The organism is Mesorhizobium sp. M0045 (genome assembly GCF_040323385.1).
Taxonomy (GTDB): domain Bacteria; phylum Pseudomonadota; class Alphaproteobacteria; order Rhizobiales; family Rhizobiaceae; genus Mesorhizobium.
The window spans coordinates 59,004-81,303 of sequence record NZ_JAMYUY010000015.1; the positions used below are offsets into that span (position 1 = coordinate 59,004).

Here is a 22,300-nt window from a genome sequence, read left to right on the forward strand (position 1 = left end):
CAGAAAAAGGGAAGTCGGCGGCCCATCTTTTCAATGAGCATTGCCTGAACCCGCCGACCTGCGGATTGCCAGTGGCCCCGCGATTCGCAGCTTTGCCGGAACGGAAGCGTGCCGTCTAGGCGTGTATCCGTGATACCTGCGCCCTGCAGATACCCGTTGCATACCCCATTTTTTGGCCAAGTGGATTACTGCATGCCTGCGTTAAGCACCGCTGAGACGTGCGGATGCCTATGTATCGGCGCTCGCGGGCGCCGCTGGGCCCCAAACACGATCACCCGCTAGCCGGCTCGCACCCGCTTGCTCGACGGCGGCCGCTTCGACCTCGACACCGCCCGTGGAGTGTTCGCCCGGTTGCCTCCCGGCCGCAAGAATCAGCTCTTCGCCCGATTGCGCGCTGCTGCCCTGTTTGGGCAATGCAAGCTCAGTCCTGTGGTTCCGTGGCTGTCGCGCAGCACGAGACATGCTTCGCCTGCCACGAGACGCGTGTCCAGGGACACGACTACGTCTTTACCCGCTACGCGCCGTAACTCGGTTCCCGCGCAGAGAAACGCAGGGCGAACACGAGGGCGAGTTTGCGGCATCCCCGCCCCTCACCTGCGCTCGACGCGGTGAAGACCGCACCCCACAACGAAAGGATGTTCCAATGAAAAACTTGCTCGCAGGCCTCGCAATTATCGCGGCCACGTTCGGTAACGCACAAGCGCAGCCCGACAAACCCACCATCGTTCTGGTTCACGGCGCCTTCGCTGACTCTTCGAGTTGGAACGGTGTCGTTGAGATTCTTGAAAAGGACGGCTTTTCCGTCGTAGCGGCAGCCAATCCGCTGCGAGGCGTCAGAAGCGACGGAGACTATGTCGCCGGCGTGCTTTCCTCGATAGAAAGCCTGGTCGTTCTCGTCGGCCATTCCTATGGCGGGTCGGTGATCAGCGACGCTGCCGATGGTCATGCCAATGTGAAGGCGCTGGTCTATGTCGCCGCATTTGCGCCGGAGGCGGGTGAAACCGCTGCGCAACTTGCAGGCAAGTTTCCAGGCAGCACGTTGGGTCCGACACTCGCTCCTCCTGTCGCGCTGTCGGGCGGTGGAAAGGATCTCTACATTCAGCAGGACAAGTTCCACGATCAGTTTGCCGCCGACGCTCCCGAAGCGCAAGCCAGACTGATGGCCGCAACGCAGCGGCCGATCGCGGAAGCCGCCCTCAACGAAGCCCAGGCCAAGGCTGCTTGGAAGAGCATTCCAAGCTGGTTCATCTACGGCGACGCGGACAAGAACATCCCGCCGCGAGCATCTGCCTACATGGCTGAACGGGCTCACGCCCGCGAAACGATCGCGATTAAGGGTGCTTCGCATGTGGTGATGGTGTCGAATCCTGGGCCCGTAGCGCGGCTGATCGAGAATGCCGCCAGGGAGATATCGCGATGAAAGCCGTCGTCATGAACCGCACCGGGGGACCGGATGCGCTCGAAATCGTCGAGCGCCCCGAAACTGCTCCCGCGAGCGGACAAGTTCTGGTCGAGGTCGCCGCGGCGGGCGTGAACTTCATGGACATCGGCGTCCGCCAGGGCATGGCCTAGACGGAAACGCCCAATCCCAAGGTTCTGGGCGTAGAGGGTGCCGGGCGGGTGCTCGCCGTGGGCGATGGAGTCGAGCATTTCCGGCCCGGACAACGGGTTGCCTGGGTGTACGCGCCTGGAAGCTACACAGATCGGGCGATGGTACCGGCGGACGCGCTCGTGCCGATTCCGGACGGGATCGATGATCGTACGGCCGCTTCCGTGATGATGAAGGGGCTCACTGCCAGCCACTTCGCCACCGAATTCTATCCCGTCCAGCCCGGCGACGTCGCGCTGGTCCATGCGGCGGCGGGAGGCGTCGGATTGCTGCTCACCCAGATCATCAAGCTGAGAGGCGGGCACGTGATCGGCCGCGTCTCGTCCATTGACAAGATCGCCGTGGCAAGAGAGGCCGGAGCAGACCATGTGATCGTAGACACCGAGGGGCGATTCGCCGAGGAAGTCGTTCGCCTGTCCGGTGAAGGCGTCCACGTCGTCTACGACGGTTCCGGCCCGAAGACCTTTCAGGCTTCGCTCGACTCCCTGCGCCGCTCCGGCACCTTCTGCTGGTACGGCCCGGTGCTGGGCGGTCCCGGACCGCTCAACATCGTGACCCTGCCGAAAAGCATCAAGATCGGCTACGCAAGGTTCTTCGATCATATCCACACGCCGGCACTGCTTCGCGCCCGCACCGGACAACTATTCGACTGGATCGCCAGCGGCAACCTGAAGATCCGGATCGGCGGCGTCTACCCGCTCGCCGAAGCAGCATGCGCACATGCCGATATGGAAAGCCGTGGCACGACGGGAAAGCTTCTGCTCGTCCCCTGAGCCATCCGGCCTTTCTCACAATACGGTTCTCGGGAGGCGTCAATAAGCAAAGTTTCCGAGATCACTCCGCCCATTGCCGCTCCTCGATTGCCTTCTCCGTCAAGCTGCCTCCGCTGCCCTGGCGCGAGAGCGGAGCAGAGATCGTCGAAATCGCTGATCATTCTGGCACTGGGTCTGGCTTTTGAGATCGGTCTCCAGGTCCGCGATAAAGTACTGATCGATCCAGAACTGCTCCTGCGGAGTTTGGCGATCCGTGATAGTCATATATGTAAATTCCAAAAGGTCCGACAGACCGGCGGCCGCGCAACCTGTGATTTCGGCGACCTGGTGAAGTACCGGCGTTACTTGCCGGGGCGGCAATCGCATGGGACTGCGCGGGAGAGCGGGCCGGCTTGGTTCGTCGGCCACTGACGGGCTCAAGCGGCGTTAATCTTCATCTCTGCGCCGCGGACCATTTTTGTTACGGCGGCGAAGTCGAGCTTCCCTGAGCCCAGGACCGGCACTTTCGCAACGACGCGCACTTCGGCGGGCACCATCAGGTCCATGCCGCCATTAGCCTTGGCGAACATTAGGAAATCGGTGCGTGTGGCATTAGCGGCCTCGGTGATGAGGATCAGCTTTTCGCCCTTGCGTGCATCCGGCATGGTGGCGACCGCCGAAAGCGAGCCTTTCCACAATTCGCCCGCAAGCGCCTCGACTGCGGCCAGCGAGATCATTTCGCCGCCGATCTTTGCGAAGCGCTTGGCGCGGCCAAGAATGGTGATGAAGCCGACGTCGTCGATGCCGACGACGTCGCCCGTATCATGCCAGCCGTCTTCGAGCGGCTCGATCACGCCCGGGTTCTCGGCGCGCAGATAGCCTGCCATGACGTTAGGCCCGCGCACGAAAAGCCGTCCGCCATCCTCGACGCCGGGGACCGGATCCAGGCGATATTCCATACCCGGCATGATTTTGCCGACGCTGCCGGAGCGGTTGTACATCGGGGTGTTGATGGAGATCACCGGCGCGGTCTCGGTCACGCCGTAGCCTTCGAGGATGCGCAGGCCAAACTTTTCCATATACGTCGCGCGCGTCGAAGCCTTGACCGGTTCCGCGCCGGCAAAGCAGTAGCGCACTGAGCGGAAGTCGTAAGGGTGCGCGGTGCGGGCATAGCCGGCAAGGAACGTATCGGTGCCGAAGATGATCGTTGCGTTTGAGGCGTAAACAAGCTCCGGCACGATCCGGTAGTGCAACGGCGAGGGATAGAAATAGATCGGCACGCCCGAGATGAGCGGCAGCACCGTGCCCGCCGTCATGCCGAAAGAATGGAAGATCGGCAGCACATTGAAGACCTTCTCGCCCGAATGGAAGTCGATCCGCGAAGCAGCTTGCGCGGCATTGGCCAGGATGTTGCGGTGGGTGAGCACCACGCCCTTGGGCGTGCCTTCGGACCCCGAGGTGAAGAGGATCACCGCTGGGTCTTCGGGCTTGCGGGCCACCCGGGGTGTATTCTTGCGCAAAAGGCCGAGCAGCTTGTCCTTGAGGCCAATTGTGGCCCGCAGATCATCGAGCCAGACGATGTCGACCGAGCGGCCGAGCTCCTCGACCACGGCGCCGAGTTTTGCTTGTTCCACAAAGGTGCGGGAGGTCAGCACGGTGCGCACCTCGGCGGCCTTGCAAGCGGAGAGGATGTTGGCCGCACCGGCAGTGAAGTTCATCATCGCCGGAACCTTGCCCGCCGACATGACGCCGAGCAGCGTCGCACAGGCGCCGTTGGCGTTGGGCAGCATAATGCCGAGCGTCTGCTGGCCGGCATAGAGGTGCTTGAATTTCTCGCCAAGCACGGCGGCGGCTGTCAGCAGCTTGCCGTAACTCAGCGAACCGGTGACCGGGTCCTGCACGGCGAGCTGCTTCATGCCGCGTTCGTTCGCCGTCTGAATGATCTTCTCCAGCACGGTCTTGTCAATGTCCTGGGTGCGGAAGACGAGATCCGACATGACCTGGTAAAGGGCAGCGCCCGCCGCGGCGCGCCGCTTGCGGCCCTTCAGATCCAGCGGTACTTCAAGCTTGACCGGCTCCAGAATGGTCACCTTGACCTTCGGGAACAGCTGGCGATGCACATGCAGCGAGGTCAGCCGCGAAAAATAGCTCTTCTCCAGCCCCTCGATGCGTACCGGCACGACCATCGAGCCGGTCTTGTCGGCCACCATGGCGGCACCGTCATAGACCTTCATGAGGCCGCCCGTCACTGTGATGCGGCCTTCCGGGAAGATGACGAGTGGATCGCCGCCTTGCACGATCTTGATAAGCGTGCGGGTCGACATCGGCTTGGCCGGATTGAGCGGCAGGGCGCGGGCAAGTTTCATAAACGGCTTCATCCACCAGGCTTGGGCGATGGTGTAGTCGATGGCAAACACCGGCTCCTCATCCGTCAGCGTCAGAGCCAGCGGACCGTCGAGGAAGCTGACAGCGCTGGCTGCCTTAGCGGCAGGGGCGATGGCGATCACCGCGTTGATAGCAATGCCGAGCGACGCGTCTCCACTGCTCCAGAACAGTGCGACGGGCTTCTTCGCTGCGGTATTTTTTCTGGCCGGGCCTTTGGCACATCTTACGGGAGTGGTCTTCGGGTTGATAGCCGTTGGTCGCCCAAACGACAATCGTGTGCTCGGCCTGGCTGGCATCGTGGTCAATGGTGCGTCGCTGGCGGCTGGGGTGTTCATGTTGTGGGGAATGGCATCGACTTTTGGCGCATTCACCTGATTTCGGGCAAATATCGCGGACGCACGCGAGCGACGCAAACTACTATCCGCCCGGGCCGTGCCCAAGCGCCTGGAGCGAGCGCGCCATGTTTTGCCGGGCTTGGGTTTCGAAGTGCCGGCGGAATTCCTCGCTGTGAAAGATATGCGGGCGCGCGAGGAAGCCCTTTAGGACAGCGGCACGGCCGGCCCGCCACATAGGCTCGTCGACCCACTGGTATTCGAGGCGAACCGCCTGTTCGTAGGCGTCAAACACGTCAGGCGCAGCACCCAGGATCGCCAGGTCCATGTCGAGGAAGAGCGCCGCGTCACGAACCGAATGTTGATCGCCAAGGGGCGGCAATTCGTGGCTGGCAGTGGCAGTGATCATCGCCGCGATGTGGCCGAGGCGTCGTGCGTCGGCGCGGCCGGCGAGCTTCTCCTCGGCAAGTGCGGCACTCCTCGCCTCATTGTCCTTGGCGCGGCTGTCGTAGATCGCGTCGTGGAACCAGATCGCCGCTTCGACTGCTTCAGGATCATGCAGCAATGCCTTGTAATCGTTGGCTAGCGCCAGCATCGCCTCGATATGGCCAAGGTCGTGGTAGTGGCGATCTTCGGCCGCATAGAGCGCGGAAAGCTCGCGCTTCAGGGTCTCGTCCATCAAGGTTGCGTTTTCCATGGCTGCTTGAAATTCCGCCAACCAAATCCATTTGACGAAGCACTAAGGAAAATTGAGTTCACCCGTGCTATGATCTGGCTTATAGGTGCGGCCGGAGAATAGGCAAGCCGCCAACCGAGACAGTGGATGACATTGGATGGCCGGAGACATCAGATGAACAGCGTTACGATTTCCCGTCCCACCATGGTGCAGCCGGTAGATCCGATCTGGCGTTCGATCCGCGACGAAGCGATGGAAGCGGTCAACCGCGATCCGCTGCTGGCGGCGTTCCTCTATTCGACCATCCTCAACCAGGAAAACCTGGAAGAAGCGGTCATTCACCGGCTGGCCGAGCGCCTCGCCCACCAGGACATCGGCTCCGACCTCATTCGCCAGACATTCAAGGCAATGGCGGCCGACGACAAGGATTGGTCGACGACGGTGCGCGTCGACATCCAGGCCTATTACGACCGCGATCCGGCCTGCGACCGCTTCATCATGCCGGTGCTCTACTTCAAGGGTTTTCATGCCATCCAGACGCACCGGCTGGCGCATTGGCTGTGGAACCAGGGCCGCCAGGATTTTGCGCTGTATTTGCAGAGCCGGTCGTCCTCGGTGTTCCAGACCGACATCAATCCGGCCGCCCGCATCGGCAAGGGCATCTTCCTCGACCACGCCACCGGCCTCGTCGTCGGCCAGACGGCGGTGATCGAGGACGACGTGTCGATCCTGCACGGCGTCACGCTGGGCGGCACCGGCAAGGCCGGCGGCGACCGCCACCCCAAGATCCGCTACGGCGTGCTGATCGGCGCCGGCGCCAAGATCCTCGGCAACATCGAGATCGGCCATTGCTCGAAGATCGCGGCCGGCTCTGTGGTGCTGTCGCCGGTGCCGCACAACAAGACGGTTGCCGGCGTGCCGGCCCGCGTCGTCGGCGAGACCGGCTGCGATCAGCCGTCGCGGCAGATGGACCAGCTGTTGCCATCGCAGACGATGGACCACGTCGTCAGCTTCGACATCTGAGTGCTCGGGCAGGGCTGAATTCCTGCCCCCTATGCCGGCTTGCCTTTACATGGCCATTGTCGACGTGCCAGAAGCGCGCTCACCAATGCATGTCGCCCAAAAGTGCCCAGCGGTTTTGGGATAGCGACATGGATGAAGCAAGATTCAAAGCGCGTCGCATCGATCTCTTCAGACGCGACGCACTTTAGCAAGCGACGATCGGAGAAGACTGTTGAAGCCGGACGAAATCAGAAAGCTGGACGCCTATTTCAAGCGCACCTTCCAGAACCCAAAACTCGAAGTGAAGGCGCGGCCGCGCAAGGAAGATTCGGCCGAGGTCTATGTCGGCGACGAGTTCCTCGGCATCGTCTTCAAGGACGAGGACGACGGGGACTATAATTTCTCGATGGCGATCCTCGACATCGATCTGGCCTGAGCCGGAGATTTAGCTGGCCGCTACGCCTCAAGCGCAGCGGCGGTACGGAACCTTGCAAGACGCCGGCGGGACAGCGCCTCCCTCTGGCCCTGCCGGCCATCTCCCCCACTTGGGGCCCACTTGGGGGGAGATTGGCAGCCTCGGCGCTGCGCTCTTCCTGCAACATTGGTGATTGGCGAAAGCCGGTGTGATAGCCGATCTTCCCCCTCGTGGGAGAGATGTCCGGCAGGACAGAGAGGGGCGCGAAGGATCGCTACGGAACGGCTCGTTTCGTTGCTTACCGCCCGGTCTTCAGCACACGCGCTGCCTCGCCCAAAATCGCCGCGTCGAGCGTCTGCCAGTCGCCAAGGAATTCCCGGGGGAAGCGGTAGGTGAGGCCGAGATTGTCGCCGACCAGGATGTCGCGCTCGCAGGGCGCTAGCGATTCGTCCGCGCTCGGGCCGCTCAGGCAGCGTGCGACAAACGGATCCTTGCCGGGGCGGTCGGCGACCGCCAGCACTTCGTTGAGATAGCCTGACTTTTCGCTGAAGGCGTAAAGCGTCGTGCCGCCAGGGCCAGGCGTACCCGGCTTGGCAATCAGCGCACTGTAGATCGGCGCGAAGCGGCCGCTCATGTCGCGCGACATCATCTGCGGCTCGAACGACAGGAAGACGATGTCCTTGCTGGGTCCGGTGTGGTTGAAGTCGTCGCGGGCAGCCTCGCTGTAGCCGTCCATCTCGGGATAGCGCAGATAGAGGTCGAGCCGTGAGGCGATGCCGTCGCGCCGGGCCTGGGCAAAGCGGATGACATTGGCCGGCACGGCGATGACGTTGTTGCCGATGACGACCTTGTGGACCGTGGTGTCGTCGGTGTACCCGGCCATGGCGATCGAGCGGCCGAACCATCTGCCGCCAAGGCTGATCGCCATCGAAAGCAGCGCCAGCGTCGCGAATGCATAAAACACCCGCTTCATCAGCGTCGAATCGACAACACTGAGTTGCTGGCCCTCCGTGGCGGCTCCCTGCTTCATCGCGACCCTCGTCTACCGTCCCGTCGGGTGTGCCTGAGCGGCACATTTCCGCGCGGCACAGCTCTTGCTTCGCAGCTTTTGCAGGCGACTGTGCGATTTCATGGTAAACGGAGGGTAAAGATGGGTCCGGTCGAACAAATCATATTCAGTTTTATGGCCGGGCTGACGGCTTGCGGCCTGGCCGGATCGGCGATGGAGCTGATCGCCGGCCGTAGGCTTGCCTTCGTCCAGCCCTATGTATCGTCGAAGCACATGCTGCGCTCGCTCGCCGCGACGGCCTGCGCCGGGCCGCTGATGTTCGCCAACGAGGCGCTGGACGCCTGGCGCGAGCGTCGCATCTCGGTGCTGGGGCTGATCTCCTGCGGCTGTACGGCGACCATCTGGGCGCTGGCGCTGGGCATGGTGGTGATCGCCATTGCATCCTGGGCGGCTTCGCTTCTAGGGTCTGGCAGCTTGTCGATGTGAGACGATCTGGAGCCAGCAATGCCGATCTACGCGATTGACGGAAAAGCGCCCGCCTTCGAGGACGCCGACAGCAACTGGATTGCGCCCGATGCCACGCTGATCGGCAATATCAGGATTGGCCGCAATGCCGGTTTCTGGTTCGGCGTCGTTATCCGCGGCGACGACGAGCCGATCGCCATCGGCGCCGACACAAACGTGCAGGAGCACACAATCATGCACACCGACGCCGGCTTTCCGCTGACCGTCGGCCAGGGCTGCACGATCGGCCACCGTGCCTTGCTGCATGGCTGCACGATCGGCGACAACACCCTGATCGGCATGGGCGCCATCGTGCTGAACGGCGCGAAGATCGGTAACAACTCGCTGGTCGGGGCCGGTGCGCTGGTCACCGAAGGTAAGCAATTCCCCGACAATTCGCTGATCGTCGGCTCGCCCGCGCGCGTCGTCAGGACGCTCGACGAAGCCGCAATCGCCAGGCTGCGCGCTTCGGCCGCGCATTATGTGGCCAACGGCAGGCGATTCAGGGCTGGGCTGAAGAAGGTCTAGCCGATCCAGAAATGGTGGAGCCGGCCTTGGGATACCGAAAGCATAGCCCCTTCCAAGTCAAACCGGCTGGGCGGTCGGCCGGAACAAGATCTCGTTGATATCGACGTCATCGGGCTCGTTGATCGCGAAGGCGACCGTGCGGGCAAACGTATCTGGCCCCACGGCGATCTTGCTCACGAAGTCCCTGGTGTCCTGCTGGATATCCTTCTCGCTGATGTGCTCAAGCAACTCTGTGGTGACAGCGCCCGGCGAGATCACCGTGGTGCGGATGTTGTAGGGTTTCACCTCTTTCCGCAGACCCTCGGACAGTGCACGCACGGCGAACTTGGTGGCGCAATAGACCGCCGCACCCGGGTCGACCACATAGCCGTATATGGACGAGACATTGATAATGTGCCCCGATCGCTGTTCCTTCATGTACGCAAGTGCGGCCGCGATGCCGTAAAGAACGCCCTTGATGTTGACGTCGATCATCCGGTCCCATTCGTCGATCTTGAGCCGTTCGAGCGGGGCCAACGGCATGAGGCCCGCATTGTTGAGCATCACGTCGATGCGGCCGAATTCCCGGACCGCCGTGTTCACCAGGTTCTGGACCTGGCCGGCGTCGGTGACGTCCGTAGTGACGGCCTTGGCTTTGAGCCCAGCGGCGGTCAGTTCCTGGACAAGGGCGTCGATGCGGTGTGACCGGCGTGCACCCAGGACCACGGAAGCGCCTCGTGCGGCAAGATGGCGTGCCGTCGCTTCACCGAGGCCACTGCTGGCACCGGTGATGACGACGACCTTGTTCTCGATTCCTTCGGACATGAGATTCTCCTAGACAAGAATTGAAAGAGTTCAGGTTCGGAGCCCGGCCGAGGCGGCGAGCAAGGCCGAGCCGGTGAGCAGGGCGGCCGCGAGAAGGAAGGCGCTCCACCAGCCGGCCGCGTCGAACAGCAGGCCTCCCGCGATAGCGCCGCCCGCGATCGCGAGCTGGATCAGGGCAACCTGCAGTCCGCCCCCGGCCTCCAGGTCTTCAGGGATGAGCGTGGTCATCCAGGTGTTCCATGCCACCGGGATCGGAGTCGCGAAAAATCCCCAAAGAACCAGCAGGCCGGCCGTGGCGCCTGCAAACGGTCCAAAGGCAATCAGCAGTAGAGCGAAGACCGCGAGTGCACTCGGCAGCCCGATCAGCACGGCTGTGAGGTGCCGCCGGAGGATGAGGCCGATGATCGACAGTCCCGCCAGGCCACCGAGGCCGACGCCCAACAAAGCTATTGAGAGGGTGCTCACCTCGAGGTCCGTCACGTTTTCCAGAAACGGCCGCAGATAGATCGAGAGCGCGTTCTGCCCGATGAAAGCGAGCCCGGTCGCGCCCATGCCGATGGCGAATCTGCGATTCCGCAGCAGGCCGAACATGCTCGACACCGAGGCGGTCTCCATCGGTGGCAACTTCGGGAGAACGGCCAACTGCCACACGAGCGCCGCGAGGCCGATGGGGACAGTGACGAAGAAGGTTCCCCGCCATCCGATCAGCGATCCGAGGAGGCTGCCGACGGGCGCCGCGATCACCAATGCGAACGCAGTGCCACCCTGGAGCAAGGCAATGGCCTTGGGCAGGTCGGGTCCCGCGGCCAGGCGGGCCAGAATGGCCGTCGACAGTGACCAGAAACCGCCGATCGCGATGCCGACCAGCGCCCGCCCGGCCAGGAAGACCAGGAAGTTGGGAGCAACCGCCACCGCCAGGCTCGATGCGGCCAGCACTGCCGTATGGAGCAGAACTACCGTCCGTCGATCGACGTTTCGCAACAGCGAATTGCCGAAGAGGCTGGTAACCACGGCGAAGAATCCGGATACCGCGATTGCCTGGCCGGCCTGACCCTCGGAGACGGCCAGATCCTGAGCGATCGGGGTGAGCAGGCTCACCGGCAGGAACTCCAGTCCAACCAGAAGGAAGGTCAGCAGCGACAGGCAGACCAACGCAGACCATGGGGTCGTGTTGTCAGCAGCGGCGGCCTCGCCCAGCGCGAGTTCAATGGTCATAAGGCAGTCTCCTGTCCGTTCCCGAACTAAGTAGTCGGGCTGGCCAAATGCGACTAGCGGGTATAATTTTGATGTGGTTGTGAATGAGGCTCATCAATGCCACGCGACGAGTTCGCCGAAATGCGCGCGTTCCTGGAGATCACCCGGACATGATTGAGCGCCAGGATTGGTGCCGGGCCCGCCGCCTTGAGGTTCTCCAGCCCCTCCACCTCCAGACGATGGAAGGCTCGGAACAGGATGGAAACGAAGTCGCGGAAGGCATTTGTCGGCAGGTATCTCAGCATCAGCCAAGCGGCGACTACGTTGAGTGCGGCGAGGCCGAACAGGATCCCTCCAGTGGAGACGCCGGCTGCCTGAATCGCGGCGACGACTATGCCACCTAACGTCATGAAGCCTGCATTGACGATGCTCACGGCGGCGACGACGCGAGCGCGGCGCGTTTCGGGCGCCCAGGCTTGCACTGCGGCGAAGGTCGGCACCACAAGAAAGGCGCTGGCAATAGCCATTCCCGCAAGGTCGATCGCAACATGGACCGTGTTTGGCCGGGCGAAGAATGTTGCGAGCGTTTCGGCCCTGAGCGAGGGCTGCGTGCTCCAGATGGTCCAGGCCAGGTCCAAGCCGAACAGCGCCATCAACGCCGTGCCAACAGGGGCCGGCAAGAGCACGATGCGGCCCTGCGACATCCATGCGGCTATAGCAGAGCCAATGGCGATCGAGACGGCGAACACCGCGAGATAGGCGGTGACAGCGATCTCTCCGCCACCGAGCGAATCCTTCACCAACGTAGGCAGGATCGAAAGGACGATGGCCCCGATCAGCCAGAACCACGACGTCATCAGTCCGGCGCGCCAGATCCGCTTGTCGGCACGCAGGCCGTTCAGCTGTCGCCACGTCGAGCGAAAGATGTTTTTGTCGATGACTAGGCCGGGAGCCGCAAGACCGGTCGACGGGATGTAGCGGCTGACAAGCCAACAGGCGACGGCAAGGATCATCATGATCGGCCCGAACACCGAGACGCCTATGCCATCGGCCGAGACGACGCCTCCGGCGATAGTGCCGCCGAGGATGGCGGCGAAGGTTGCCGATTCGATCCAGGCATTGGCGCGAGGCAATTCCTTGCGCTCGAGATGATCCGGCAGGATGCCGTACTTGATCGGTCCGAACAGTGCCGAGATGACGCCGAACATGAGCAACGCGATCATCAGCACCGGGATCGACGCCAGCGCGATTCCAACGACAGCGACAGCCGCAGCGGCGATCTCGGCGAATTTCAGCCGACGGGCGATTAGGGCCTTGTCGAACCGGTCGGCGATCTCGCCACCAAGGGCGGACAAGAGCAGGAAGGGAGCCATGAATACCGCTCCCGCCAGCGTGACCAGTGATGCCGCCTTGTCGGCCGCCAGGGTGAACAGAATAAGGAACACCAGCGTGTTTTTGAGGAAATTGTCGTTGAAGGCGGACAGGAACTGCGTCCAGAAGAGAGGCGCAAAGCGCCGTGACCTCATCAAATGACTGTTCGTGTCGTCGTTCGAGGCGATTTCCATTGCGGCGGCTTCCTTTGGGCAAGACCGTTGAAGATCGAGGTCGTATCGATCAGCGGTCTTGCACGGTTTGAGCTTTTGTAGTGGCAACCCGGTTACACTTCGTTACTGTGGCTCCCACCCATCAGCCACTTTGGGCTTGGATCTTCCAGCCGGTTCATGAAGCGGCTTGCCTCTCCCGCGTCTCGCATTCTTGGCGATGGTGATCGAGGTATGCACGAGCCTGGTCGCGGCCATCGGAACCCCTTGGCGACAAAGCTTGCTCCATGAAATTGATGCCGCCCTCATTATCGGAGCGGCGATAGGGAAATTGGCATGGTGAATGTCTGCAGGCGCTTGGACCCTTGGGAGGCATAGCTGTTGGATGTCATGGATATTGTCTTTTGGTTTCAGGGTGAGGTTGCGCCGGCGTTGGTCTGTTTCCAGCCCGGATACCCGCCACCCTCTCCGAGCGGATCGCAGAACGGCGCCGCCAACCTGAGCACTGCCATATCCGCCTAATTTTCCACTGCCGAATGGACGATGAAACGCGCAAGCGAGTTTCCGGATCGGAAGGCATGCGTTGGGTTGCCCACACGATGCAGAGGCGCTGCTATGTTGGCGCGACACGCTCGACGGCAGGTGCGGACGGCACAAGAATTTTCGAGAGGCCCGTGGTGACTGGAGATTGCGCTGGTCAGTATCAGGGGCGCCGGCAGCACCTGCAAGGGCAACGTCATACCGGAGAATGGAGGTTGCGCTGGGAGGCTGTTGCTTCGGCTACCAACTCAAGGTGATTGTCTGCGAGAGTTCGGCGATGTCGCCATAGATCATCGAACCTGGGACGAGAAAACATTTATCACCGAGGACTTCGAAGACTGAGCTCGACGCGGTGCAAACCGGCAGGTTCTTCGAATTGGCGTACGTGCCCAGGGTCGCGGTTTCGACCTTACGGTCCTTGGCTTCGGCACAGCCGACACTGTTCGCGAGGATTGCGATGGCAATGAGAGTCCTCTTGCTCATATTTTGCCCCTGGAGCCAGCACTTGTCGGGTAAGTCGCGCGATGCATCAAAGTAGCACCGGCCCACGATCGGCTTCATCCATCGATTGGAGGAAGCGGGCTCATCCATACTTAGCGATATCTTGAGTGAGGCGCCGAGCGGCCTAGCTGTGCGATTGGCCCACGCCGCACGGTGGCGGAACAAATCATGATCATTCTCATTGTGGTGATCATCAAGGGAGATTGAGCATGGTCGACCGGCACAACCCAAAAATCGAGGCGTCGGCAAATGTCGAAAAGGACCCGGAAGATTGGGTCAGCGGAGACGATCCAATGACCCCCGCACAAGCGTCCTATTTGAAAACTCTGGCCGAACAGGCCGACGAGCCTGACGCCTATGCTGACGGCCTTAGCAAGGCGGAAGCTTCTAAACGCATTGATGCGCTGCGGGAGAAGTTAGGCCTGTAAGCGTCCTCTCGTGGCTTTTCCTCTCCAGAGAAGGACAGCCGACCGGCTCGGATTGGGACAGTTTTGCTGCGCTTGTGACCCGCGCAATTAATTTTTCTGAATTCCGCGCGTTGCTGCTGGACTCGGGATCGAGACGACAAACGGCGGATGGGAGCGGCTTCTAGCCTAGCAGCCCGGCAAGACCTCGCGCCCACCGGTCCAATCCTGCTGTCGAAACAGATCAGGACGTCCCGATGAGGGCGATGGTCACCAGAGACACAAAAAGGACAAGGGCGATTGCAGCGCCCCAGAAGAGAACTTTTTCGGTGCCGCGTTGCTCTTCCTCGCGAGATATGTCTTTCGCCATTGCTTGCGTCCTTTGCGAAGGTCAACGACTTAGCAACGTGCCGCGCCAAGGCTGAGTTCCGGCAACTATCTTGCCCCTGAGGAAAGTTCTCGGAATCAAGCGTCGTATTGTCCAACCGTCGGTTGGTGGACGTATTGCAGCCGATTAATTTAAAATCCCTGTGATCCGCGCGCACAGGGCGTGCCCGACCCCGAGCCCCCGCCCGGTGCAATAGCGCTTGATCGGCCCCGCCGCATCAAACTGTGCGGCGGGCTTTTTTACTCATGCGATGGAACACCGGCGCGCAGGGAAAGGTCTGCCCTGGCAGCAAACTCTTTCCCTTATATTTTTTGCTGCCGGATCGGATAGCTTCGATCGGCCCGCGTCGTTCTTTTCCTCCGGCGACGCGGGCTCGCCGTCCTCGCTACCGGTTGAGCAGCCACAGAACAAACGAAAGCACGATGCTGATAAGAATCCCGGTGCCGATCGGAGCATGAAACGTGAAGTTCTCACGTTGGATCACGACGTCACCGGGCAATCTGCCCAGACCGACCCGCGACAACCAGGGCCACAACAGGCCTATGGCAACTACGATCGAACCAACGACAATGAGAGTTCTGGACATGGGGGATCCGGCCGGGAATATAGTGAGTCCCTTGGCTGGGCTCATTTTCATTGCTGTTTTGCTGTCGTTGCGCCTCAATTTCTTTTGGTTTTTTCTTGTCAATCTTCGCCGTCTCATTGTCGGCATCGACGACTGCGCGAAGCAATTCGTCCATCTTGGCGTGCACAGCCTGAGTATCGCGGTGCTCGGCGAGCTGGATGAACAGCGTCATAGCCCAGATCGCCAGTGTGGCAACACCATGACTGTCAAAGCCATTTTGGCCTGGGCACGGCCTGCACTGCTTCAGATGCTCAATGCGTCCAAATGCCGTTCTCCTCGTTGACAGTCGCCGAGAATACACCAGTTTGATCTGAAGGCACGTCGCAGGTTGGCGCCCGCAAGCACCTGAAGCCGGCGACTATTTTGATGAAAGACGGTCGAGGACAACTCCGGATGGACGCGTGCCGTCGCAGCGACCAAATTGCAGTGTCGCCGGACCTCGCCAGAACGTGTCCATCTTTCTCCGGCTCGCGCGTTAGAGGATGCCAGATCGCCGGCTCTATCCTGGTGGCGAGCAGCAGACGTGCGCAATGGCCGGGGGTTCACAGTTTCACCCAGCTGCTGGTGATGAATGAGGTGAGGCCCGCCGCGCCTCGTTGTGGGTCGGCTGGAGGATGTGCTCGCCAGAGCAGGCTTGACAGTTCTGCTGGAGGGGGCGGGTTTGTCCGCCTCTGTTCGCGGGTATGTGCTCGAAGGTCAGATTGTTCGAGCTCGTCGATGACCGGGTCGTTGTTCGCCTGCCTGGTACATGATTTCGGGACAATCTGGGGGCAGGCGTTCAAGGCAGACGTGAGTTCTCGTGGCCGAAGATGGCGGCGGCGGCCGACATTGGCTGTTCAATCTGTTCCGATGGATGCAAATCGGTCGGGTGACGGTTGAACCAATGACGCTGGAGATCACAGTCGGACCGCCGCGCCTGGCGATTAACCAGGGACGCAGCTTCCTTGTCACCGAACCGGATGGCCAGATCGCCTGGCCCACTTATAATGGCTTATATGCGTCTGACACACGCCTGATATCCAGCTGGCAGATCTTTGCCAATGGGCAAGCATGGGACCTCCTCAATTCCGGAAACATCGCCTACTTCGCCGCCAAGATCTATCTGGTCAATCAGGGGTTCGCGACGGAAACGAACCATGTGCCAGCAGGCAGCCTGGGGCTGGTAATCGGCCGCGCCTTGGATGGGGGGCTGCATGAGGATTTTGAACTCGTAAACCACGGGCAAATGTCAGTGCGCTTCAATTTGGAAGTTGCCATGCGCAGCGACTTTGCCGATCTTTTCGAAGTCAAGGCCGACGCGATCGTCCGCCGCGGACGTATTACCACGGAATGGCTGTCCAGAGCGGCGAGCCTTCGTACCTCCTACGTGAATCGAGACTTCAAGCGAGACGTCATTGTCAAGGTCCGCCGGATGGCCTCAAAGCCCGTCTATGCCAATGGCCGGATCAGCTTCGATATCAAGCTCGAGCCGGGCGCGAAATGGCATGCTTGCCTTCTCTATGACTTTGGCAATGGCGAGACAATCTATCGCGCGCCGCGAGTCTGCATTGACAAATGCCTCGAGTCGAAAACTGCAAAACGCCTCGCCGGATGGCAACGCAGCGCCTTGAATGTCAACTGTTCCAATGGCGAATTTCACCGCTTCTACCATCAGGCGGTCGAAGACATGGCCGCGCTGCGGCTGCCGATCGAAGGAACGGACGAACTGGAATACGTGCCAGCCGCCGGACTGCCCTGGTTCATAAGCCTGTTCGGTCGCGACAGCCTGATAGTCTCTCTGCAGAATGGCTTGATCTACCCAGATTTTTCGCGCGGCGCCTTGGACGTTTTGGGGCGATTTCAGGCCACCGAACGCGACGACTACCGCGATGCGGAACCGGGAAAGATAATGCATGAGCTTCGCACCGGCGAACTCGCCCATTTCAATTTGATCCCCCATACGCCGTATTACGGCACGGCCGATGCCACGCCTCTGTATCTTATCGTGCTCCACAACACTTGGCGTTGCACCGGCGACCCGAGCCTGCTCGAACGACACATCGCAACGGCCGAGAAGTGCCTGGATTGGATTGACCAGTATGGGGACCGTGACGGCGACGGTTTCCAGGAATACGAAACCCGCTCGGCTGCGGGGTACGAGAACCAGAGCTGGAAAGACGCCGGTGACGCTTTGGTTTATCCCGATGGCACCCTGGTGAAGGGACCCAAGGCGCTGTGCGAATTGCAAGGCTATGTCTATGATGCTTGGCAGCGCATGGCTGAAATCTTCGATGCCAGAGGCGATGGCGATCGTGCCGGGCAGCTTCGCCTCAAAGCCAAGAGCTTGTTCGATCGATTCAACCAGGTCTTCTGGGACGAGGCATCCGGCTTCTATGCATTCGCGTTGGATGGCGACAAGAAGCCGGTGCTGAGCGTCGCTTCCAACCCCGGTCACTGTCTTTGGTCGGGAATTGTCCCACCCGACCGAGCCGCCAGGGTGGTGCATCGGCTGATGAGGCCGGATATGTGGAGCGGTTGGGGAATACGGACACTTTCGGCCGATCACCCGGCCTACAATCCACATTCCTATCAACGCGGCTCCGTCTGGCCGCATGACAACGGGCTGATCGCGCTCGGCTTCCGGCGCTATGGCTTTTTTGCGGAAGCATGTCGCCTTTCTCGCGACGTGAGCAGCGCCGCAATCTACTTCATGCAACATCGAATGCCAGAGCTGTTCGCCGGGTTGCCGCGAACACCTACGACCTTCCCCGTGCAATATAAGGGAGCGAACGTTCCGCAGGCATGGGCGGCCGGATCCTGTTTTTCGCTTCTGCAGGCGATCATCGGCTTTCAGCCCGACGCTCCAAATGGCAAGCTGTACATCGATCCCAGGCTGCCCGACTGGATAGACGAACTCACCCTGAACGACTTGCGCCTGGGCAAAGATCGCCTCGAACTCCATTTCTGGTGCGAGGGCGCCGAGACCCGTTGGCAAGTGAGCGACGGCGATCCTTCACTGGTGGAAGCGCGAAGTTGTGCCACCGGCCCGAACTTGCGCTTGGCCTGCTTATGAGGTTTGCTCCGGCGGAACCATCTGCCTACTTTCAGGTCCTACGTGTAGAGGGCCGCGCGTCTGCTCAAGAAGAGCAACATGAACCCGGACCAGATCGCTGCCACGCCGTTTTGCGTTGAAGGTTGCGATGGTGGTCATTCGTCGCCCAAGCCGATCCGCTCGATTTTGCAACTCCGCCGGTTGCCGTGACAAAGCTCCCTTTCCCCCGGCTTGGAAGTGCTTAGCTGTCGTCCTTATAGGACTTGGCGGCTTCATCGATCTTACGCCAATCGTTTCCGTGGCGCCGTACAAGCTCTCGCGCCTGGGCTGGCGACAAACTTTGCGTTTCGACGATGTGGTTAACTTCCGTCTCCTCGCCTTTCAGGGGACGCGAACGAGGGCTCGTTGGCCGTCTGGCCGTTGGGTTTTTTGCATCTCGTCTGGGCATGAGTGGACCTCTCCTGGAGCAGAGTAAACGGTCCGGCGCGGCGAAGGTTTCGCCACGCCAGGGCGTTGAGCAGTTTCACCGATCGCCTCATTGGCTTCCCCTTGCGGCTCTGACCGAACGTCCTGGTGTTTTCGGACCCAAATGACCTGCACCGCGTTCTTTGGGAGCAGTGTTGTGCTTCGCAATCTGATGGAAAAATCCGACGTCTCTGCTGCACCGCAGACAGCTACTGGTGCCGAAGCGCGCTTTCCGTACGATCGCGCGGCGGTTGAGCGGTTTCGACAGACATTCCCGCGCGCCAGGTGGAGTGACGAGCGCAAAAGCTGGTTCGTGCCGGGAAAGACTGCAGCGCGGCGGATCCAGCGCTGGCTTGCGCAAGAGGCGGACCTACGAGCAGCACATGATGACAGCAAGGGACGGGATGCCTTCGCCTTCGATCCCCTGTCGAGCCGGTATCTGGAAATCGCGGACGACCTGCGCATCCGCACGCCATATTCGCGGACGGTCCTCGAGGAACTGCGAGCCGTTCCATGGGCGAGCTGGGACGACGAACTGCGGGCCTGGAGGGTGCCTTTCCGTTCTTACGAGGAGTTGAGGCGCCATTGGCCAAGCATCGAAAGGGCGGCAGGCCGCGCAGAACCGGAGGAGAGGAAACGGCGACGGGACGCGTCCAAAGACTCCGAGGAATATAAAGCCGCTAGATTGCAGTATGCCGAACGCAGGCGACGTCGCTATCCATTGCCTGCTGACGATTTACCCCGGCTTGGCCTTACCGTGGCGACGGAGCAATACGGCATCGTCGTCTTCACCGAGATTTCGGGTGAACTCGTCGACGCCTCGGAGTTAGCAGCGTTCTATCCGCATTTAATCGAGGCGAAGGTCGACCATGTCTGGGGCAGATGGCGTCCGGCCACGTTGGCTGAATTGATTAGAACATGGCCCGCTCGGCGTGCTGCCGGGTTAGCGGAACGGCAACGAGGCTGGTGGCAGCCAACGCTGCCCGAGCTCAGGATCGCTCGCCAAAAAGCTCGAAGCCTGGCGCGAAGAAGGGCAAAGCTTGTGTCATCGTTCTAGCCTTTCAGGCTCGGCGCTTCCAGCGTCTGTCCGGTTGCCATTGTGATTGAAATGTCCCCCGATCGGAGCCTCCCATGTGCAACGATAGCAAACAACATATGGCCTGGCTGAATATTACCGGATGATAGCGCCGCTGGCCTTGATATCCCGAGCCTGAAAACGAATTTGACTTGCGCTTAGGCGCACGACACCCGCATTGACGAGCCGGCTCCAATAACCAGCGTTGCAGGTAAAGCGCCCTCGAGCGGCTTTTATGACGTTGGAAGCCGGACCTAACGGTGGGCCGGTGTTCAACTTCCGCTCCGAGGGAGCCGTCACTTTGGGAACAGCAGGCGATACCTGTTTCTGGCGTCGGCGTTCCTCGAACTTGCCGGAGCCACGTGCCTGAACGCGAACCAGCCATTTTATGGCCATCGCCGGACCGAGAGGAAGTCCGTCGCTTCGCTAACACGTGGTTGGGCGGGCGCGCCAAGGTCATCGCTGAAATGTTAAAACCATTTCTGTAGAATTGACGCACACAAGGCCGATCCGAGGCCAACTGGGAGTGCATACCCCAGCTGGAATTGTGCGGAACCGTACGAAGTCGATTGCAAGCAACCAACCTGGTTGGCCGGGCATTAATTTAGCAAAGCGTGAATTAGGAAAGCATCGGGAGGAACACCATGCTGCACGTTAACATGCCCCGTGAATTTGAGGTCGGCGATGAGGTTGCGCTAGCAGGTATCGTCATCGCGATTCTCCCCAGCGGGCGCGCCAGGGTGAGCATTCCTTCGTATGACCATCCTTATACGATTGATCCGCCACCCAAAGTCCGCGCCGGCGACCGAGTGGTTCTTGTTGGGGACGTCACCCGCATCGATTGCGGAGGGAACAAACTCACTGTGCGCGTTGACTGCGGCGGGGTGATTACTGTCGACAAGTCGGCGATCACTCGGCTGAGAAAGCATCGCCGGACTTCAACGGGTTAACGCTCTGGCGAGACAACAGCCGGTGTCGGCGCGGGGCATCCCGCTCGACGGGAACTTTCTCTGCAGCGAGCGGTTGGTCGCCGGTCAGACGCGATGGGCGCGCCGGCTCGTAGCCATTATGGAGATCACATGTTCGTCCCGCCACCGATGCCCGCAAAAAGTCTGCTTCGGTGCGTCGCGACGGAACTGGACGACATGGTTGCGGTGGAGTAAGCGCCCTCCCCTGGGTTAACAACCGGTCGGTGACGGCGCCACGGCCACATCGACAACAACTGCAACGGCAATAAAGTCGTCGCTGAAAGCCTGCAAGGTGTCTGTCACGACACAGCGTGCCGGCAAAGCTACGCCCTCGCGACAGGGATTCGTTTAAGCTGACCAGTCGGCAACGCCGGCAGATGAGCGAGAACTTACGCTTGATATTGGTCTCGATCAGGCTCGACGTTCGGTCCTCGAAAACCGCCGACTACGAGTCGAGGTCGTAGGGCTGATGGCCCAGCTCGTTGTGATGAAGCGCCTCTGCCATACACCTGATGTCGAACGCCTGGCCGCACGCCGGGCAGACGACGAAATACTCCTCCTCCCGAAGTGGCAATGCGTCGTGGTCTTGAGGGATGACGATGTCATTGTATTCGTCGGGCATTGGGTCCTCCGGAAACCCGCCCGCTATGCTGGAACGCCTGCCAGCAGGATTTGTTTCAAAGTTATTGCGCCTAATGAAAGGCCGGATGTCCGGTTTCGGCAGCGATGCTCACCCGCAACGACGACGCAATGCCGCTCAGGATCAGCTCACGTCAAGAGCGACCGGAGGGGTCTCCAAGCAGGGAGCGACGCTAGGCAATTCCGGCAATAGGATGCGAGAAGGTCTGGAACTCGAAAAAGCCGGTGGAGGTGCCGACAAGCACCACGGCGGCGGGTAGTGGGTCAGTTTGAAATTCCGGTTAGGATGGGTGACCGAAAACAATCAAAATAAGCGCCATCACACCGAAGGTGCCGATAAAGACGATAGCGCCATATGCTATTGTACGACGCGCCATCTGGAAGCGGGGTGACCAAAATTGAGCATGAAGCCTGGGATCCCGGTTTCCCGTTCACTCGCTTCAAGGAAGGTTGTGTTCATCAATTGAACCATAGAAACCTGTTCGCAGAATTATGCTTGCGAGTGAGATGAACATAGCTGCGAAGCTCAGCGCCAATACAACGACGCAGGCTGTTACTGGTATAAACAGGTGAGGATTGTCCGCCCATTCGTACTTCAATTTTCCTCGCTCCGCCTTTTCTAGTGACCGCAAACCATCGGCTTCTCTGCCTGCCATGAAGCCATTGATCGTGATATGCTCACATGACGCAGAATTCTATCTGATCCTCAGCCATATCCTTGCGGTGGACGGCTTTACCAGTGCGCTGGCGAGCAACGTCGATGAATCCTCCACATGACTACTGAAACGCCGGTCCACGCACTGGTGCTGGACTGCCGGCCGGACAACGACATGGTGCAGAGCTGTAGCCGGCTCACGCAGGATGCCCGCACCCCCCGTGGTCGCTTTGATCGCGCCCGGTGCCGAGACCCAGC

General features: G+C 60.8%; 20 protein-coding genes and 4 pseudogenes. 13 read left to right on the forward strand and 11 right to left on the reverse strand.

The features are described from left to right. Nucleotides 1-446 precede the first annotated feature (446 nt). The 3 genes and pseudogenes from NKJ72_RS22115 to NKJ72_RS22125 all read left to right on the forward strand — a co-directional run. A pseudogene (locus NKJ72_RS22115) lies at nt 447-527 on the forward strand (cytochrome P460 family protein); the annotation flags it as partial. A gap of 116 nt (nt 528-643) precedes the next feature. Further along, nucleotides 644-1,420 carry an alpha/beta fold hydrolase gene (locus NKJ72_RS22120; RefSeq protein WP_352479389.1) on the forward strand — a complete coding sequence of 259 codons (777 nt, stop codon included), beginning with the start codon at nt 644-646 and terminating at the stop codon, nt 1,418-1,420. Further along, a pseudogene (locus tag NKJ72_RS22125) lies at nt 1,417-2,382 on the forward strand (quinone oxidoreductase family protein). Before NKJ72_RS22120 ends, NKJ72_RS22125 begins: the two are co-directional and overlap by 4 nt. 416 nt (nt 2,383-2,798) lie before the next feature. On the opposite strand, the pseudogene NKJ72_RS22130 reads toward NKJ72_RS22125, so the two are convergent. Then, nucleotides 2,799-4,841 (reverse strand): annotated as a pseudogene (locus NKJ72_RS22130) (AMP-binding protein); the annotation flags it as partial. Nucleotides 4,842-4,857: 16 nt separating this feature from the next. Between NKJ72_RS22130 and NKJ72_RS22135 the strand changes: the two are divergent. Continuing rightward, complete coding sequence (locus NKJ72_RS22135; protein ID WP_352479390.1) at nt 4,858-5,121, forward strand: hypothetical protein; 264 nt, start codon at nt 4,858-4,860, stop codon at nt 5,119-5,121. Between the two features lie 42 nt (nt 5,122-5,163). Here the strand turns inward: NKJ72_RS22135 and NKJ72_RS22140 are convergent, their stop codons facing one another. Next, nucleotides 5,164-5,775 carry an HD domain-containing protein gene (locus NKJ72_RS22140; RefSeq protein ID WP_352479391.1) on the reverse strand — a complete coding sequence of 204 codons (612 nt, stop codon included), beginning with the start codon at nt 5,773-5,775 and terminating at the stop codon, nt 5,164-5,166. A 153-nt stretch (nt 5,776-5,928) separates the two neighbouring features. Here NKJ72_RS22140 and cysE point away from each other — a divergent pair, with 153 nt between their 5' ends. Continuing rightward, nucleotides 5,929-6,777 (forward strand): serine O-acetyltransferase, encoded by an 849-nt coding sequence (gene cysE / locus NKJ72_RS22145; protein WP_254817710.1) that lies wholly within the window; start codon nt 5,929-5,931, stop codon nt 6,775-6,777. A 211-nt stretch (nt 6,778-6,988) separates the two neighbouring features. Beyond that, nucleotides 6,989-7,192, forward strand: a complete 204-nt coding sequence (locus tag NKJ72_RS22150) for a DUF3126 family protein (RefSeq protein WP_023674799.1) — start codon at nt 6,989-6,991, stop codon at nt 7,190-7,192. 277 nt (nt 7,193-7,469) lie between these two features. On the opposite strand, the gene NKJ72_RS22155 is transcribed toward NKJ72_RS22150, so the two are convergent. Then, nucleotides 7,470-8,201: a hypothetical protein gene (locus NKJ72_RS22155; RefSeq protein WP_352479392.1), complete on the reverse strand. Its 732-nt coding sequence runs from the start codon at nt 8,199-8,201 to the stop codon at nt 7,470-7,472. Between the two features lie 120 nt (nt 8,202-8,321). On the opposite strand from NKJ72_RS22155, the gene NKJ72_RS22160 reads away from it, so the two are divergent. Together NKJ72_RS22160 and NKJ72_RS22165 are read left to right on the forward strand one after the other, a co-directional pair. After that, a complete protein-coding gene (locus tag NKJ72_RS22160) occupies nt 8,322-8,666 on the forward strand; it encodes a DUF6949 family protein (protein WP_352479393.1) in 345 nt (114 codons plus the stop codon). Nucleotides 8,667-8,684: 18 nt separating this feature from the next. Continuing rightward, nucleotides 8,685-9,212, forward strand: a complete 528-nt coding sequence (locus tag NKJ72_RS22165) for a gamma carbonic anhydrase family protein (protein ID WP_352479394.1) — start codon at nt 8,685-8,687, stop codon at nt 9,210-9,212. A gap of 57 nt (nt 9,213-9,269) precedes the next feature. Here NKJ72_RS22165 and NKJ72_RS22170 read toward each other — a convergent pair whose 3' ends face one another. From NKJ72_RS22170 to NKJ72_RS22185, 4 genes and pseudogenes are all read right to left on the reverse strand, one after another. After that, entirely contained in the window at nt 9,270-10,016 is a 747-nt protein-coding gene (locus tag NKJ72_RS22170) for an SDR family oxidoreductase (RefSeq protein WP_352479395.1), read from the reverse strand. Nucleotides 10,017-10,046: 30 nt separating this feature from the next. Continuing rightward, nucleotides 10,047-11,231: an MFS transporter gene (locus NKJ72_RS22175; RefSeq protein WP_352479396.1), complete on the reverse strand. Its 1,185-nt coding sequence runs from the start codon at nt 11,229-11,231 to the stop codon at nt 10,047-10,049. A 137-nt stretch (nt 11,232-11,368) separates the two neighbouring features. Next, nucleotides 11,369-12,775 (reverse strand): annotated as a pseudogene (locus NKJ72_RS22180) (MFS transporter); the annotation flags it as partial. Nucleotides 12,776-13,531: 756 nt separating this feature from the next. Further along, complete coding sequence (locus NKJ72_RS22185) at nt 13,532-13,774, reverse strand: hypothetical protein (RefSeq protein WP_352479397.1); 243 nt, start codon at nt 13,772-13,774, stop codon at nt 13,532-13,534. A 227-nt stretch (nt 13,775-14,001) separates the two neighbouring features. Between NKJ72_RS22185 and NKJ72_RS22190 the strand changes: the two genes are divergently transcribed. After that, on the forward strand, nt 14,002-14,220 hold the full coding sequence (locus NKJ72_RS22190; RefSeq protein ID WP_352479398.1) for a DUF3072 domain-containing protein: 219 nt from the start codon (nt 14,002-14,004) through the stop codon (nt 14,218-14,220). A gap of 220 nt (nt 14,221-14,440) precedes the next feature. On the opposite strand, the gene NKJ72_RS22195 is transcribed toward NKJ72_RS22190, so the two are convergent. The 3 genes from NKJ72_RS22195 to NKJ72_RS22205 form a co-directional block, all read right to left on the reverse strand. Then, nucleotides 14,441-14,566, reverse strand: a complete 126-nt coding sequence (locus tag NKJ72_RS22195; RefSeq protein WP_302895698.1) for a hypothetical protein — start codon at nt 14,564-14,566, stop codon at nt 14,441-14,443. Between the two features lie 403 nt (nt 14,567-14,969). After that, nucleotides 14,970-15,170, reverse strand: a complete 201-nt coding sequence (locus tag NKJ72_RS22200) for a DUF2905 domain-containing protein (RefSeq protein WP_352479399.1) — start codon at nt 15,168-15,170, stop codon at nt 14,970-14,972. Then, the gene (locus NKJ72_RS22205) at nt 15,073-15,381 is read right to left on the reverse strand and encodes a low affinity iron permease family protein (RefSeq protein ID WP_502901883.1); all 309 of its coding nucleotides are present in this window, start codon (nt 15,379-15,381) and stop codon (nt 15,073-15,075) included. The genes NKJ72_RS22200 and NKJ72_RS22205 overlap by 98 nt, the downstream gene beginning before the upstream one ends. A 627-nt stretch (nt 15,382-16,008) precedes the next feature. Here NKJ72_RS22205 and NKJ72_RS22210 point away from each other — a divergent pair. From NKJ72_RS22210 to NKJ72_RS22220, 3 genes are all read left to right on the forward strand, one after another. After that, on the forward strand, nt 16,009-18,261 hold the full coding sequence (locus NKJ72_RS22210) for an amylo-alpha-1,6-glucosidase (protein ID WP_352479401.1): 2,253 nt from the start codon (nt 16,009-16,011) through the stop codon (nt 18,259-18,261). A 616-nt stretch (nt 18,262-18,877) separates the two neighbouring features. Then, the gene (locus NKJ72_RS22215) at nt 18,878-19,762 is read left to right on the forward strand and encodes a hypothetical protein (protein WP_352479444.1); all 885 of its coding nucleotides are present in this window, start codon (nt 18,878-18,880) and stop codon (nt 19,760-19,762) included. 662 nt (nt 19,763-20,424) lie between these two features. Beyond that, nucleotides 20,425-20,730 (forward strand): hypothetical protein, encoded by a 306-nt coding sequence (locus NKJ72_RS22220; protein WP_352479402.1) that lies wholly within the window; start codon nt 20,425-20,427, stop codon nt 20,728-20,730. Nucleotides 20,731-21,193: 463 nt separating this feature from the next. Here NKJ72_RS22220 and NKJ72_RS22225 read toward each other — a convergent pair whose 3' ends face one another. Continuing rightward, on the reverse strand, nt 21,194-21,370 hold the full coding sequence (locus NKJ72_RS22225) for a hypothetical protein (protein WP_352479403.1): 177 nt from the start codon (nt 21,368-21,370) through the stop codon (nt 21,194-21,196). Nucleotides 21,371-21,395: 25 nt separating this feature from the next. Here NKJ72_RS22225 and NKJ72_RS22230 point away from each other — a divergent pair, with 25 nt between their 5' ends. After that, complete coding sequence (locus tag NKJ72_RS22230) at nt 21,396-21,647, forward strand: hypothetical protein (protein WP_352479404.1); 252 nt, start codon at nt 21,396-21,398, stop codon at nt 21,645-21,647. Nucleotides 21,648-22,300 lie beyond the last annotated feature (653 nt).